Below are 13,704 nucleotides of genomic sequence, written 5' to 3'. Positions count from 1 at the left end.
ATGACCTCTAAGGCCTTGGCTCAATCGGCGGGCTCCGGCGGGTGGGCTCGTCCGGATCCTGCCGCAGATACGCCGGGCACCGCGGGTTGCGGCAGGGCCCGGGGCGCCATACGGGGACGAAGGCGCCCAGCGTCTTGTGGCGCCGTACGACCGTGGCGACGGGCTGCCCGCACGACGGACAGACGCGGTCCTCGCTGCCCATGCCTTCAGGGTAGGTCGACTGCCCGGCCCGGCGCCTTCCACGGAGCGGATTCGGCGCGCGGCTGACGCCAGAGGCGTGGCCCCGCACACCGTGGGGATGTGCGGGGCCCGCCCCGGCCGGAGCCGTCGGGTACCGCGCGGGGTCAGGAGCCGCGCGGTACCCGGGTCTGCGGGGCCTCCCCTCGGGCGGCGCTCAGGAGGCGCGCCGGGTCACGAACTCGGCCAGGGCCAGCAGGCCGCCCGCCCCCTCCGGGTCGGGGACCGCGCGGGAGAGCTCCTGCATCGCGCGGGCCATCCGGTCGGCCGCCTCCCCCTGTGCCCAGTCCCGGCCGCCCGCCTGCTCGACGGCGAGAACGGTGCGCTCCAGCTGCCCTTCCACGTACGGCCCCTGGTACAGCTCGGCCAGATCGGCCGCCGCCGGGGTGCCGGAGGCGAGCGCGGCGACCACGGGCAGCGACTTCTTGCGGGCCATGAGGTCCGCCCCGGCCGGCTTGCCGGTGCGGCTCGGGTCCCCCCAGATCCCGATCACGTCGTCGATGAGCTGGAAGGCGAGCCCGGCCTCGCGGCCGAACGCGTCCAGCGCATCGACGTCCTGCTCGTCGGCTCCCGCGTACAGCGCGCCGAGCGCGCAGGCGCAACCGAGCAGTGCGCCCGTCTTCGCCTCGGCCATGGCGAGCACCTCGTCGAGGGTGACCTCGTGCGGGCCGCGCCGCTCCAGTGCCGTGTCCGCGTGCTGCCCGGCGCACAGTTCGACGACGCAGGCCGCGAGCCGAGCGGCGGCGGCCCCCGACGCCGGGTGCGGGTCCTCGGCGAGCAGCCACTGCGCCAGCGCCTGCAGGGCATCCCCGGCGAGGATCGCGTCGGCGTCGCCGAACACGGTCCAGGCGGTGGGGCGGTGTCTGCGGGTGGTGTCCCGGTCCATCACGTCGTCGTGCAACAGCGTGAAGTTGTGGACCAGTTCGACGGCCGCGGCGGCCCGTACGGCGGCGGCCCCCCGCCCGCCGAGCGCGCGGGCCGCGGTCAGGACGAGCGCGGGGCGTATCGCCTTGCCCGCGTTGCCGGCCGCCGGGGTGCCGTCCGCGTGCTCCCAGCCGAAGTGGTAGCGCGCGATCCGGCGCATCGAGCCGGGGAGTGAGTCGACGGCCCGGCGCAGCTCCGGATCGACCGCGGCACGGGCACGCTCCAGGATCGCCTCGGCCTCGTGCCCGTCGAGCCCTCCCGCGGGGCTCGGGAGCGCGTCGCGCCGCCCCATGGGAACGGCCGGTCTCCTCCTTGCCGGCGTCGGGCTCTGCTTCGGCTCCGTGATGAACTCACCCATGGGACCGCCTCGAAGAGTCTGCGGACGGTGATGCCTCGGCTACCGCGGCTCGGGCACTCCGAGGGTGTACCCGCCCCGAGGGGCGGGAACACGGCATGCGGTGGTACGGGGTCACCTCCAGCGGCCGATCTCGACGTTCTCCAGCACTCCCAGCGCGTCGGGGACCAGGACCGCGGCCGAGTAGTAGGCCGTCACCAGATACTTGATGATCGCCTGTTCGTTGATGCCCATGAAGCGCACCGACAGGCTGGGCTCGATCTCGTCGGGGATGCCGGACTGCCTGAGGCCGACGACACCCTGGTCCTCCTCGCCGGTACGCATGGCGATGATCGAGCTCGTACGGGCGTCACTGACCGGGATCTTGTTGCACGGGAAGATGGGCACTCCCCGCCAGGTGGGGATGCGGTTGCCCCCGATGTCGATGGACTCCGGGACGAGTCCGCGCTTGTTGAGTTCCCTCCCGAACGCGGCGATCGCGCGCGGGTGGGCGAGGAACAGCTTGGTACCGCGCCGCCTGCTGAGCAGCTCGTCCATGTCGTCGGGGCTCGGCACGCCGTCGTGCGGCTGCAGCCGCTGGTCGTACTCGCAGTTGTGGAGGAGCCCGAAGTCGGGGTTGTTGATGAGCTCGTGCTCCTGGCGCTCCTTCAGTGCCTCGACCGTGAGCCGCAGCTGGTGCTCGGTCTGGTTCATCGGCTGGTTGTAGAGGTCGGCCACGCGGGTGTGGATGCGCAGGACGGTCTGGGCGATGCTCAGTTCGTACTCACGGGGTGCCGCCTCGTAGTCGACGAAGGTGTGCGGGATGTCCGGCTCGCCGCTGTGGCCCGCGGCGAGGTCGATCGTCTTCTCGCCGTACTTGTTGGTGCGTTGAGCGGGGATCGAGCGCTGCTGCCGGAGGTGCTCACGCAGGGACTCGGCGCGCTCGGCGACCTGTTCGACGTCCCGGCGGGGCAGGGCGAGCACCGTGCAGGCGGTGACCGCGCGGGCCGTGTACTCCCAGATGGCGTCCGGGTCGAGCAGTGCCTGCTCGCCGAAGTAGGCGCCGTCGGCGAGGACGCCGTGCACCGCGTCGTCCCCGTAGGGGCCCGTGCCGACCTTCTCGATCTTGCCGTGCGCGAGCAGGTACACCTCGTCCGCCTGGCTGCCGAACTCGGCGAGCACGTCCCCGGGGGCGAACCTGCGCTGCTGGCACCGCTGGGCGAGTTCGGCGAGCACGTCCTGGTCGTCGTACGCGCGCAGGGCCGGCAATTCGCCCAGCTCCGCGGGGATGACCGTGACCTGGTCGCCGGTCTTGACGAACGTCACACGGCCGTCACCCACGGAGTAGGTGAGCCGGCGGTTCACCCGGTAGGTACCGCCCTGCACGTTCACCCACGGCAGCATGCGCAGCAGCCATCGTGAGCTGATCTCCTGCATCTGGGGTGCGGACTTGGTGGTGGTGGCCAGGTTCCGCGCGGCCGTGGTGCCCAGACTCTGCTGCGGCCTGTTCTCCTCGGCGCGGACCTCTTCGCCTACCGACATTGAAATTGCCCCTCCCGGTCATGCATTGATCTGCGGAAAGAAGCCTCTCAGCACGGAGAGTGTCCGTACCATTACCCAAAAGAGCGGGAATGGATCAACGACGGACGGGGCACACTGAAGCGCCCTGCCGAGCGGTGTGGTCATCGGCAGATCCTCCGCCGGCCGGATCGGCTCGCGCGGCCGCGAAGCGCGGGACAGGACGAGGCGGTCGCGGATACAAGGCGAGGCGGTCGCCGGTACAAGCCGTGTCCGACAATGTGGGGGTGAACAGCCCCGACGTGCCGCACCCCGAAGCGCTCGACCCGGCCGTGCTGCACCCGCGGTTGCCCTCGCCGCTGCATGAGGTGGCGGACGAACGCTTCGCACGGCATGGCGTCCGGCTCCTGCTGAAGCGGGACGACCTGATCCACCCGGACCTGGTCGGCAACAAGTGGCGCAAGCTCGCCCCGAACCTGCGGGCCGCGGCCGGCCGCCCCCTGCTCACCTTCGGCGGCGCGTACTCCAACCATCTGCGGGCCACGGCCGCGGCGGGCCGGCTGCTCGGGCTGGACACGATCGGCGTGGTCCGCGGTCATGAGCTGGCCGACCGCCCGCTCAACCCCTCGCTCGCCCGGTGCGCGGCCGACGGCATGCGCCTGCACTTCGTCGACAGATCGACGTACCGCCGCAAGACGGAGCCGGAGACCCTGGCCGGGATCCTGCGCGCGGCGGACGCCGAGGAGGCGTACGTGGTGCCGGAGGGCGGCAGCAACGCCCTGGCCGTACAGGGCTGCCGCGCGCTCGGCGAGGAGCTGAGCGGACGGGCTGACGTGGTCGCCGTGGCCTGTGGCACCGGCGGCACACTGGCGGGCCTGGCCGCGGGTCTCGGCCCCGGCGCGCGAGCCCTGGGTATGGCGGTCCTGAAGGGCGACTTCCTGGCCGCCGAGACGGCCGCCCTGCAGACCCGGGCCTTCGACGGCCGCCGTGGCACCTGGTCCCTGGACACCCGCTTCCACTTCGGCGGCTACGGCCGCACTCCGCACGAACTCCTGGCCTTCGCGGACGACTTCGAGGCGCGCCACGCCCTCCCGGTGGAACGTCTGTATGTCGCCAAGCTGCTGTACGGACTTGTCGTGCTGACGGAGGCGGGCGCGTTCCCCAGGGGGACGACGCTGGCCGCCGTGATCACCGGGAGGCCCTTCTCCTGAGCGCGGTCCGGCGCGGCTCACACGACCTCGGCCCCGGAGCGGCTCACGCCGTCTCCCGATAGGCCGCCGCCTCCTCCAGGTCCAGCCTGCGCAGCAGCGTGCGGAGCATCTCGTCGTCGATGTAGCGGTGGTTGCGGAGCCTCACGAAGACCTCGCGTTCCGCGCCGATCATCTGCCGGGACAGACGCCGGTAGGTGTCGTCGGCCGTTTCACCGGTCACCGGGTTCACCGAGCCCAGTCGCTCCCAGACCGCGTTGCGACGGCGCTCCAGGACCGTGCGGAGGCGCTCGGCCAGCGGGGGCGGCAAGGCATTGCGCTCGTCGTTCAGGAGCTCGTCGAGTCGCTGCTCGGCGGCCCGGGACGCCTGTGCCTGGGCGTTCGCCTCCGCGAGGGTCTCGGCCTGCGGGTCACGTCCGGGCAGTCGCAGCAGCCGGATGAGCGGGGGCAGGGTCAGGCCCTGCACCACCAGCGTGCCGATCACCGTCGTGAAGGTCAGGAAGAGGATGAGGTTGCGGTCGGGGAAGGGGCCGCCGCCGTGCACGGTCCGCGGGATGGAGAAGGCGATCGCGAGCGAGACCACCCCGCGCATCCCCGCCCAGGCGATGATGAACGGCCCCTTCCAGGTGGGGTTCTCCTCGCGCTGCCGGATGCGCGCGGACAGCATGCGCGGCAGGAAGGTCGCCGGATAGACCCAGACGAACCGTGACACGACGACCACGAGGAACACCGCCACCGCGTACCAGGCCGCGCGCGTGCCCTCGTACTGGCCGAGGCCCCTCAGGACGAACGGCAGCTGCAGTCCGATGAGCGCGAACACCGCCGACTCCAGGACGAACGCGACCATCTTCCACACCGCCTCCTCCTGGAGGCGGGTGGCGAAGTCGACCTGCCAGTTGTGGTAGCCGAGATAGAGGGCGACGACGACCACGGCGAGCACCCCGGAGGCGTGCGCCCACTCCGCGGCGCCGTACGCGACGTACGGGATCAGCAGGGAGAGGGTGTTCTGCAGCAGCGCTTCCTTCAGATGCGTGCGCAGCCAGTGGATCGGCACCATCAGCAGCAGACCGACCACGACACCGCCGACCGCCGCGAGCAGGAACTCCCGCACCCCGCCGAGCCAGGTCGCGCCCTCCCCGACCGCCGCGGCGAGCGCCACCTTGTACGCGGTGATCGCGGTCGCGTCGTTCACCAGCGACTCCCCCTGCAGGATCGTGGTGATCCGCGACGGCAGTCCCACCCGCCGGGCGACCGCCGTGGCCGCCACCGCGTCCGGCGGCGCGACCACCGCGCCCAGCACCAGTGCCGCGGTCAACGGCAGGTCCGGGATGATCAGATAAGCCGCCCAGCCCACGAGGAGCGTGGCGAAGAGCACGTATCCGACGGACAGCAGCGCCACGGGCCGCAGCTGCGCCCGCAGGTCGAGGTAGGAGCTCTCGGTGGCCGCCGTGTACAGCAGCGGGGGCAGCACCAGCGGCAGGACGATGCCGGGGGCGAGGGTGTACTGGGGCACCCCGGGCACGTAGGAGATCGCGAGGCCCACCGCGACGAGCAGCAGAGGCGCGGGCACCGGGGTGCGGCGTGCCGCCCCGGCGACGGCTGCGCTGCCGGCGACCAGCAACAGCAGTGGCAACACGTTCATCGTCTTCCGCCCGCCCTCGTTTTCCGCGCCGCTTCCCGCGGACCCGTCGTAACCTGGCAATCATGAAACAGTGCACGCACGCCGACGCGCTGCCGCTCCCCGAACCCGACCCCCAGAGCGAAACGTGCCTGGAGTGCCTCGCCGTCGGCGCGCACCCGGTGCAACTGCGGCTGTGCCTGGAGTGCGGACACGTGGGCTGCTGCGACTCCTCGCCCTGGCGCCACGCGACGGCCCACCACAAGGAGAGCGGCCACCCGGTGATGCGCACCTTCGAACCCGGCGAGACCTGGCGCTGGTGCTTCGTCGACCATGTACTCGTGTGACTCCGGGCCCCGCTCGTGTGACCCTGGATCCGGACGGTTCGCCGGTCTGACGCCTGGGTACGTCAAACCGGCGCGCGCTCTTCCCAATTGGGTCCGCAGACCCCTAGCCACTGTGCGTATACATAGGTTTACTATGAGTGACAGCAAGGGCTCGGGGTCCCGGGGACAGAAGAGCTGAGAGCGCGATAGCGTCACCGCTGAACCACGTAGGGCGTTACCCCGGGGGGCGACCCTCGGCCCCGAAAGAGCTTGTACCACCTTGGAGGTGAGGGTGTCCCAGATCGCAGGCGAGCCCGCGACCCAGGACTTCGTGGAAGTCCGGCTGCCGGCAGCGGGTGCCTACCTGTCGGTGCTGCGCACGGCCACAGCCGGCCTCGCGGCCCGTTTGGACTTCACCCTCGACGAGATCGAGGACCTGCGTATCGCGGTCGACGAGGCCTGCGCGATCCTGCTGCAGCAGGCGGTGCCCGGGTCGGTGCTCAGCTGCGTCTTCCGGCTCATCGACGACTCTCTGGAGGTCACGGTCGCGGCCCCGACCACGGACGGTCACGCCCCCTCGCGGGACACCTTCGCCTGGACCGTCCTGTCGGCCCTGGCCGGCAAGGTCTCCTCCGCGGTCGCCGACGACAAGACCGTGTCCATCAGCCTCTACAAACAGCGCGGCGCGGGACCCGGGCCGGCGTGACGAACGGGGACGGGCCGGTGCGGGACGAAGAGCGCGGCACACGGGAACTTTCCGCCGGGAACGCCACAGGCCCGAGCGAGTCACGGCGCGTGGCAGGCGGCGTGGACGGCATCCCCGAGCAGGCTCGTCCACACCCGGAGGACGAGGCCTCGGCGGTCGCGGCACCCCCGCAGGCGGGGTCGGCCGACGCCGGCGAGGCGTTCTCCGGCCGGGCCGACGGACGAGGGGATCCAGACGGTGCCACGCGGAGCACGTCCTCCGGAGGAAATGGGGCCTCCCCTGCTCGAACGGAGCCGAGAGCTGGGGGAACGGTGACGGGCGGGACGATGAGCGAGCACGAGCGAAACGCTGAGCACGGCGTGCCTGGCGGCGCACAGCACGACCCGCAGGACCGCAGCGGGGCGCGGGCCATGTTCGTCGAGCTGCGCAAGCTGAGGGAGGGCAGCCCCGAATACGCGGAGCTGCGCAACCAGCTGGTCCGTATGCACCTGCCGCTCGTCGAACACCTCGCGCGACGTTTCCGCAACCGCGGTGAGCCGCTGGACGACCTGACCCAGGTCGCCACCATCGGTCTGATCAAGTCGGTCGACCGCTTCGACCCGGAGCGCGGCGTCGAGTTCTCGACGTACGCGACCCCGACGGTCGTGGGTGAGATCAAGCGCCACTTCCGTGACAAGGGCTGGGCGGTGCGGGTGCCGCGGCGTCTGCAGGAGCTGCGCCTGGCGCTGACGACGGCCACCGCCGAGCTGTCCCAGCTGCACGGCCGCTCCCCGACGGTCCATGAGCTGGCCGAGAAGCTGGCCATCTCGGAGGAGGAGGTCCTCGAGGGCCTGGAGTCCGCCAACGCCTACTCGACGCTGTCCCTGGACGTCCCCGACACGGACGACGAGTCCCCGGCGGTCGCGGACACCCTCGGCGCGGAGGACGAGGCGCTGGAGGGCGTCGAGTACCGCGAGTCGCTGAAGCCGCTGCTGGAGGACCTTCCGCCACGAGAGAAGCGAATCCTTCTACTCCGCTTCTTCGGCAACATGACGCAGTCGCAGATCGCGCAGGAGGTCGGCATCTCACAGATGCACGTCTCGCGCCTGCTGGCCCGGACGCTGGCACAGCTGCGGGAGAAGTTGCTGGTCGAGGAGTGACGAAGGGCGACCGGAAGTCCGGTCGCCCCGAAGTTCCTCGCCGGCGGCGTGTACGCCGCCTACTTCTGGTCCGGTGAGCCCCCGGGCCCCCGGATGCCCAGCGCCCGCGTCGTCGCCGGGTTCACCAGGAGCACCAGCGCCGCCACCGCGACGACGCCGAGCGCAATGCCGCCCGGGATCGCGATGCTGTCGGCCTGCAGCAGGTTGTACGCCACCGGCAACGCCATGATCTGGGTGACGACGGCGGGCCCCCGGCTCCAGCTGCGCCGCAGCAGCAGACCACGCGCGGCCAGCAGGGGCAGCAGCCCGAGCACCATCAGGGTGACGCCGCCGGTGACGGCCTGGCGGCGGTCGTCCGGTGAGCCCGTGAGGCCCAGGACGAGCATCCAGACGCCGCCCACGAGCAGGGCGAGCCCCTCCAGCCCGGCCAGCGCCGCCGCGGCGGTCAGCCGCGCGGGCCGGGGCTCGGCTTCGGGAGTCTGCGGGGTGGGGTTCTGCTCAGCGCTCACCACTGAAGGGTAGCCCTCGCGCCCGCGCCCTCCGCCGACCCGTCCGTCACCCCCGCCGCCCGGTCCACCGTCACTGTGCCCACCCCGGCCTCTTACCGGATCCCTACCTCGGTGTGGGCCGGGTACCTGCCAGTAGGTACGCTGCACCCCATGCGTGCACTTCTCGTGGTCAATCCGGCGGCAACCACCACAAGCGCACGTACCCGTGACGTCCTGACCCACGCGCTGGCGAGCGAGATGAAGCTCGAGGCGGTCACCACCGAGTACCGGGGGCACGCACGGGACCTCGGCCGAGGGGCGTCGGAGAGCGAGGACATCGAGCTGGTCGTGGTCCTCGGTGGCGACGGCACGGTCAACGAGGTCGTCAACGGCCTGCTGCACCACGGCCCCGACCCCGGCCGCCTCCCCCGTCTCGCGGTGGTCCCCGGCGGCTCCACCAACGTCTTCGCCCGCGCTCTCGGTCTGCCCAACGACGCCGTGGAGGCCACCGGCGCGATCCTCGACGCCCTGCGCGAGGACCGTGAGCGCACGGTCGGCCTGGGGCTGGCCGCCGGCACCCCCGGCACCAGGGACGAGGGGGTGCCCTCCCGCTGGTTCACGTTCAACGCGGGCCTCGGCTTCGACGCGGGTGTGGTCGGCCGGGTCGAGCAGCAGCGGGAGCAGGGCAAGCGCTCCACCCATGCGCTGTATCTGCGCCAAATGGTGCGCCAGTTTTTGGACGAACCTCACCGCAGGCGAGGAACGATCACCCTGGAGCGGGCGGGCCAGGAGCCGGTCGCGGGACTCGTCCTGTCCATAATCTGCAACACGGCGCCATGGACGTTTCTCGGCAATCGTCCGGTGTACGCCTCACCTAAGGCCTCGTTCGATACCGGGCTCGACGTGCTCGCGCTCAGCCGCATGTCAGCGACCTCGATCGCCCGTTATGCAACGCAGTTGCTCACTTCGTCCCCCGAACAGGGACCCCATGGCAAGCACGTGGTCTCGATGCACGACCTGAGTGACTTCACCTTGCATTCGAAGGTGCCTCTGCCCCTGCAGATGGACGGCGACCATCTAGGACTGCGCACGAGCGTGACGTTCACAGGCGTACGCCGTGCACTGCGTGTGATTGTGTGAGCGGAACGGGCCAAAGTCCTTTCACTCGAACGTTTAGGCCAGGATCCACCCCTTGGAAGTACGGCTGTGACCTAGTCGACACCAAGGAATCAAAAAAAACTTCCCGGAAGGGGTTGTATCCGCCGCTGAGGTTTGCGAGTCTCTACGTGGCGCTCGGGACAGCCCGCACCATCGGCTACCCATCGAGAGCCCGAACCCCTCCTCAATCCACAGGACCACGTCAGTGATTCTGACGATCGGCCCTTCACTTGTTGAGGGATTCGTGAAAGCGTTCACATTCACAAGCAATCCGCACGTAATACCAAGGAGAGGTAGCAGCCATGGACTGGCGTCACAACGCCGTTTGCCGCGAGGAAGACCCCGAGCTCTTCTTCCCCATCGGCAACACCGGTCCTGCGCTGCTGCAGATCGAGGAAGCCAAGGCCGTCTGCCGTCGCTGCCCGGTTATCGAGCAGTGCCTGCAGTGGGCGCTCGAGTCCGGTCAGGACTCCGGCGTCTGGGGTGGTCTCAGCGAGGACGAGCGCCGCGCCATGAAGCGCCGCGCCGCTCGCAACCGGGCCCGTCAGGCCTCCGCCTGACTCACCCACCCCGTACGAGCCTGAGCTTGGCGGCGCGTACAGCGAGTACGCATCTCCCGCTCCCGAGCCGCAGCGCGCAGTACCCCCGATGCGCCTAGCACTTGCAGGCAACGAGCTTTTGGCCCCGGACCACTTGTGGTCCGGGGCTCATCGCTGTTCGGGTCCGCTCGCCGGTAGGGACGGCCCCTCCCGGCGTCGATACGGCTACTTGTGCGCCCGCACCGGGATGTCCAGGATCACCCGTGTACCGCGCTCGGGGGCCGGGACCATGTCGAAGGTTCCGCCCAACTCGCCCTCCACCAGCGTCCGTACGATCTGCAGGCCGAGGTTGCCCGCCGTGTGGGGGTCGAAGCCCTCGGGCAGACCGACCCCGTCGTCCTGAACGGTCACCAGGAGACGCGCCTCCTTCGTCGTACCGCCACGGACCGCCGACACCTCGACCGTGCCGGTGTCGCCCTGGCGGAAGCCGTGTTCGAGGGCGTTCTGCAGGACCTCGGTCAGCACCATGGAGAGCGGGGTCGCGACCTCGGCGTCCAGGATGCCGAAGCGGCCGCTGCGCCGGCCGGTGACCTTGCCGGGCGAGATCTCGGCGACCATGGCGAGCACCCGGTCGGCGATCTCGTCGAACTCCACACGCTCGTCGAGGTTTTGGGACAGCGTCTCATGCACGATCGCGATCGAGCCGACCCTGCGTACGGCCTCTTCGAGGGCCTCCCGGCCCCGGTCGGACTCGATGCGGCGAGCCTGGAGGCGCAGCAGGGCGGCGACCGTCTGGAGGTTGTTCTTCACCCGGTGGTGGATCTCCCGGATGGTCGCGTCCTTGGTGATCAACTCCCGCTCACGGCGCCGCAGTTCGGTGACGTCCCGGAGCAGGACGAGCGAACCGATGCGGGTGCCCTTGGGCTTGAGGGGGATCGCGCGGAACTGGATCACCCCGTCGCTCGCCTCGATCTCGAACTCGCGCGGCGCCCAGCCGCTGGCGACCTTCACGAGTGCCTCGTCCACCGGGCCCCGGGACGGGGCGAGTTCGGCGGTGGTCTTGCCGAGGTGATGGCCGACCAGGTCGGAGGCGAGGCCCAGTCGGTGGTACGCCGACAGCGCGTTGGGCGACGCGTACTGGACGATGCCGTCCGCGTCCAGTCTGATCAGTCCGTCGCCCACGCGCGGCGAGGCGTCCATGTCGACCTGCTGGTCGGGGAACGGGAAGGCGCCGGCCGCGATCATCTGCGCGAGGTCGGAGGCGCTCTGCAGATACGTCAGCTCGAGGCGGCTCGGGGTCCGCACGGTCAGCAGGTTGGTGTTGCGGGCGATGACGCCGAGGACGCGGCCCTCACGTCGTACGGGAATGGACTCGACCCGGACCGGGACCTCCTCCCGCCACTCCGGGTCGCCCTCGCGCACGATCCGGCCCTCGTCCAGGGCCGCGTCCAGCATCGGTCGACGGCCGCGCGGGACGAGGTGGCCGACCATGTCGTCCTGATACGAGGTGGGGCCGGTGTTGGGGCGCATCTGGGCGACCGACACATAGCGTGTGCCGTCGCTGGTCGGGACCCACAGGACCAGGTCGGCGAAGGAGAGGTCAGAGAGCAGTTGCCACTCCGACACCAGCAGGTGAAGCCACTCCAGGTCGGAGTCGCTGAGGGCGGTGTGCTGGCGGACCAGTTCGTTCATGGAGGGCACGTGTGCGAGGGTACCTGGGCGTTCGGACAACGCTCGAAATCAGCCAGAGAGGGGCCGCCCAGGCAGGCCCCGGAAGCACCCGCGGGCCGCGGCGCCTGGGAGGGACCCTCAACCCTCCCGGCACCGCAGCCCGGAGCAGCAACGGCCGCGGGGTGTGCGGTCCCGGTCGGCCGATGGTCGAGGAGCCGGAGCAGTCAGGGCAGAGAGCGCCGGATCCTCGATCCGTCTTCCTGTGCGGGGAAGACGGAGGTTCATGTGTGCCGTCCTCCCGCGGTGCGCCGAGGACTCTTTACTTACTTTACCGAGATTGCCTACGGCTTGTGGACTAGACCACGGGCCATGGACCATGTTGCTGCGTCCGGGCGCGCATGTCCATGCGTTGAGGGATGTTTGTTGTTGTCTCTATATCGGACATCCCCCTTATTGGACATCCCTCGACGACTCACCGCAGCGTAGCGGCCTTCGGCCCCCTCGCGGGGCCAGATCGCCATGGCGACGTCGGCCAGTGCTTCCAGTTCCTCCCGGCTCGCTCCGTCGCGCGCCCGTTGGGACATTCCCTGGATGATCGCGCCTGCGTAGCGGCGCGTGCGCCCGCGCCGGTGTGTCCCTGCCCGCCGGTGCGCCCGGTCCGTCAGTGCGTCTCCGTCACCTTCGCCAGAGCGCGCGGGGCGTCCGGGTCCTGGCCGCGGGCGATGGTGACCTCGTACGCGAGGAGCTGCAGCGGGATGATCTCCAGGATCGGCTGGACCTCCTCGGCCACGCCCTCGGTCCGCAGGACGAAGCCGGCCGAGGCCTGTTCGACCTGGCTCCTGGGCCCGATGACGACGAGGTCGGCACCGCGGCCGCGCAGCCGGTCCAGCACGGGCTGGAGTGCGGCGCCGCCCTTGCCGTCGGTCACGACCGCGATCACCGGCGAGACGTTGTCGACCATGGCGAGCGGGCCGTGCAGGAGGTCGGCGCCGGAGTAGGCCAGGGCGGGGATGTAGCTGGTCTCCATCAGCTTCAGGGCGGCTTCCTTGGCGGTGGGGTAGCCGTAGCCGCGCGAGGTGATGACCATGCGCTCGGCGAAGCGGTAGCGGGAGGCGAGCGTACGGACCTCGTCCTGCCGGGCGAGGAGCTGCTCGGCGAGGTCGGGCAGCACCTTCGCGGGGGCGCCGTCGCCGCCGCGCAGTCCTTCGGCGAAGAGATAGAGAGCGAGAAGGGAGGCGGTGTAGGTCTTGGTGGCGGGGAGGGCCTTCTCCGGCCCGGCCATGATGTCGATGTGGTACTCGGAGACGGCGGCCAGCGGTGAGTCCGGGTTGTTGGTCACGGCGAGCGTGAGGGCGCCGGCCTCGCGGGCGGCCTGCGTCGAGGCGACCAGGTCCGGCGAGCCCCCGGACTGGCTGACGGTGATGACGAGGACGTCGGTGAGGTCGGGGCGGGCCCCGTACGCCGTGGTGGTCGACATGGAGGTGAGACCGCAGGGCAGGCCGAGGCGGATCTCCAGCAGGTACTTGGCGTAGAGGGCGGCGTTGTCGGAGGTGCCGCGGGCGGTGAGCAGCACGAACCGGGGCTTGCGGGCGGCGATCTCCCGGGCCACCTCCTGGATCCGCGGGGCACCCGCGTCGAGGATCCGGCGCAGCACGGCCGGCTGCTCGGACATCTCCCGGGCCATGGTCCGCCCGGGGCGGTCGTCGCTGCGGGGATCCGTGGTGGGGGCGGTCATGGGGCCTCCTTGGGGTCTCACCGGTACGGCACGACGCCGGCTGACTCCATTGCACTCCCCCGCCTCCGGGACCGCGCATCCGGGGGGCTGCCTGCATACGAAG

General features: G+C 70.8%; 13 protein-coding genes. 6 read left to right on the top strand and 7 right to left on the bottom strand.

Annotated features, from left to right (window positions below):
• Window positions 1-7: 7 nt before the first annotated feature.
• From ASC56_RS41955 to ASC56_RS18270, 3 genes are all read right to left on the bottom strand, one after another.
• Window positions 8-202, bottom strand: coding sequence for a hypothetical protein (locus tag ASC56_RS41955; protein WP_079102586.1), 195 nt, complete (start codon window positions 200-202; stop codon window positions 8-10).
• Between the two features lie 192 nt (window positions 203-394).
• On the bottom strand, window positions 395-1,453 hold the full coding sequence (locus tag ASC56_RS18275) for a family 2 encapsulin nanocompartment cargo protein polyprenyl transferase (RefSeq protein WP_371330100.1): 1,059 nt from the start codon (window positions 1,451-1,453) through the stop codon (window positions 395-397).
• A 177-nt stretch (window positions 1,454-1,630) separates the two neighbouring features.
• Window positions 1,631-3,037 (bottom strand): family 2B encapsulin nanocompartment shell protein, encoded by a 1,407-nt coding sequence (locus ASC56_RS18270; RefSeq protein WP_055492494.1) that lies wholly within the window; start codon window positions 3,035-3,037, stop codon window positions 1,631-1,633.
• A gap of 263 nt (window positions 3,038-3,300) precedes the next feature.
• Between ASC56_RS18270 and ASC56_RS18265 the strand changes: the two genes are divergently transcribed.
• The gene (locus tag ASC56_RS18265; RefSeq protein WP_234376990.1) at window positions 3,301-4,224 is read left to right on the top strand and encodes a 1-aminocyclopropane-1-carboxylate deaminase/D-cysteine desulfhydrase; all 924 of its coding nucleotides are present in this window, start codon (window positions 3,301-3,303) and stop codon (window positions 4,222-4,224) included.
• Between the two features lie 43 nt (window positions 4,225-4,267).
• Here the strand turns inward: ASC56_RS18265 and ASC56_RS18260 are convergent, their stop codons facing one another.
• On the bottom strand, window positions 4,268-5,863 hold the full coding sequence (locus tag ASC56_RS18260) for a Na+/H+ antiporter (RefSeq protein WP_055492493.1): 1,596 nt from the start codon (window positions 5,861-5,863) through the stop codon (window positions 4,268-4,270).
• Between the two features lie 62 nt (window positions 5,864-5,925).
• On the opposite strand from ASC56_RS18260, the gene ASC56_RS18255 reads away from it, so the two are divergent.
• The 3 genes from ASC56_RS18255 to ASC56_RS18245 all read left to right on the top strand — a co-directional run bounded on the left by ASC56_RS18255 (window position 5,926) and on the right by ASC56_RS18245 (window position 8,010).
• Window positions 5,926-6,186: a UBP-type zinc finger domain-containing protein gene (locus ASC56_RS18255; protein ID WP_055492492.1), complete on the top strand. Its 261-nt coding sequence runs from the start codon at window positions 5,926-5,928 to the stop codon at window positions 6,184-6,186.
• A gap of 271 nt (window positions 6,187-6,457) precedes the next feature.
• Entirely contained in the window at window positions 6,458-6,871 is a 414-nt protein-coding gene (locus ASC56_RS18250) for an anti-sigma regulatory factor (protein ID WP_055492491.1), read from the top strand.
• Complete coding sequence (locus tag ASC56_RS18245) at window positions 6,868-8,010, top strand: RNA polymerase sigma factor SigF (RefSeq protein ID WP_079102585.1); 1,143 nt, start codon at window positions 6,868-6,870, stop codon at window positions 8,008-8,010. The genes ASC56_RS18250 and ASC56_RS18245 overlap by 4 nt, the downstream gene beginning before the upstream one ends.
• 59 nt (window positions 8,011-8,069) lie before the next feature.
• Here the strand turns inward: ASC56_RS18245 and ASC56_RS18240 are convergent, their stop codons facing one another.
• Window positions 8,070-8,519, bottom strand: a complete 450-nt coding sequence (locus tag ASC56_RS18240) for a hypothetical protein (protein ID WP_055492490.1) — start codon at window positions 8,517-8,519, stop codon at window positions 8,070-8,072.
• Between the two features lie 150 nt (window positions 8,520-8,669).
• Here ASC56_RS18240 and ASC56_RS18235 point away from each other — a divergent pair, with 150 nt between their 5' ends.
• Window positions 8,670-9,638: a diacylglycerol kinase family protein gene (locus tag ASC56_RS18235; RefSeq protein ID WP_055492489.1), complete on the top strand. Its 969-nt coding sequence runs from the start codon at window positions 8,670-8,672 to the stop codon at window positions 9,636-9,638.
• Between the two features lie 320 nt (window positions 9,639-9,958).
• Entirely contained in the window at window positions 9,959-10,216 is a 258-nt protein-coding gene (locus ASC56_RS18230; protein WP_003992873.1) for a WhiB family transcriptional regulator, read from the top strand.
• 204 nt (window positions 10,217-10,420) lie between these two features.
• Here the strand turns inward: ASC56_RS18230 and ASC56_RS18225 are convergent, their stop codons facing one another.
• Complete coding sequence (locus tag ASC56_RS18225) at window positions 10,421-11,887, bottom strand: sensor histidine kinase (protein WP_055492575.1); 1,467 nt, start codon at window positions 11,885-11,887, stop codon at window positions 10,421-10,423.
• Between the two features lie 640 nt (window positions 11,888-12,527).
• Complete coding sequence (locus tag ASC56_RS18220; protein WP_055492488.1) at window positions 12,528-13,601, bottom strand: SIS domain-containing protein; 1,074 nt, start codon at window positions 13,599-13,601, stop codon at window positions 12,528-12,530.
• Window positions 13,602-13,704 lie beyond the last annotated feature (103 nt).

It is taken from the genome of Streptomyces sp. TP-A0356, assembly GCF_001417775.1.
GTDB lineage: Bacteria > Actinomycetota > Actinomycetes > Streptomycetales > Streptomycetaceae > Streptomyces.
Note: the sequence above shows the minus strand (reverse complement) of the source record. Positions and strands in the feature narration are given on the sequence as shown.

Bases quoted from the DNA above. Each gene is read 5' to 3' on its own strand.
- ASC56_RS41955 (WP_079102586.1), bottom strand. From the start codon at position 202: ATGGGCAGCGAGGACCGCGTCTGTCCGTCGTGCGGGCAGCCCGTCGCC.
- ASC56_RS18275 (WP_371330100.1), bottom strand. From the start codon at position 1,453: ATGGGGCGGCGCGACGCGCTCCCGAGCCCCGCGGGAGGGCTCGACGGG.
- ASC56_RS18270 (WP_055492494.1), bottom strand. From the start codon at position 3,037: ATGTCGGTAGGCGAAGAGGTCCGCGCCGAGGAGAACAGGCCGCAGCAG.
- ASC56_RS18260 (WP_055492493.1), bottom strand. From the start codon at position 5,863: ATGAACGTGTTGCCACTGCTGTTGCTGGTCGCCGGCAGCGCAGCCGTC.
- ASC56_RS18255 (WP_055492492.1), top strand. From the start codon at position 5,926: ATGAAACAGTGCACGCACGCCGACGCGCTGCCGCTCCCCGAACCCGAC.
- ASC56_RS18235 (WP_055492489.1), top strand. From the start codon at position 8,670: ATGCGTGCACTTCTCGTGGTCAATCCGGCGGCAACCACCACAAGCGCA.
- ASC56_RS18230 (WP_003992873.1), top strand. From the start codon at position 9,959: ATGGACTGGCGTCACAACGCCGTTTGCCGCGAGGAAGACCCCGAGCTC.
- ASC56_RS18225 (WP_055492575.1), bottom strand. From the start codon at position 11,887: ATGAACGAACTGGTCCGCCAGCACACCGCCCTCAGCGACTCCGACCTG.
- ASC56_RS18220 (WP_055492488.1), bottom strand. From the start codon at position 13,601: ATGACCGCCCCCACCACGGATCCCCGCAGCGACGACCGCCCCGGGCGG.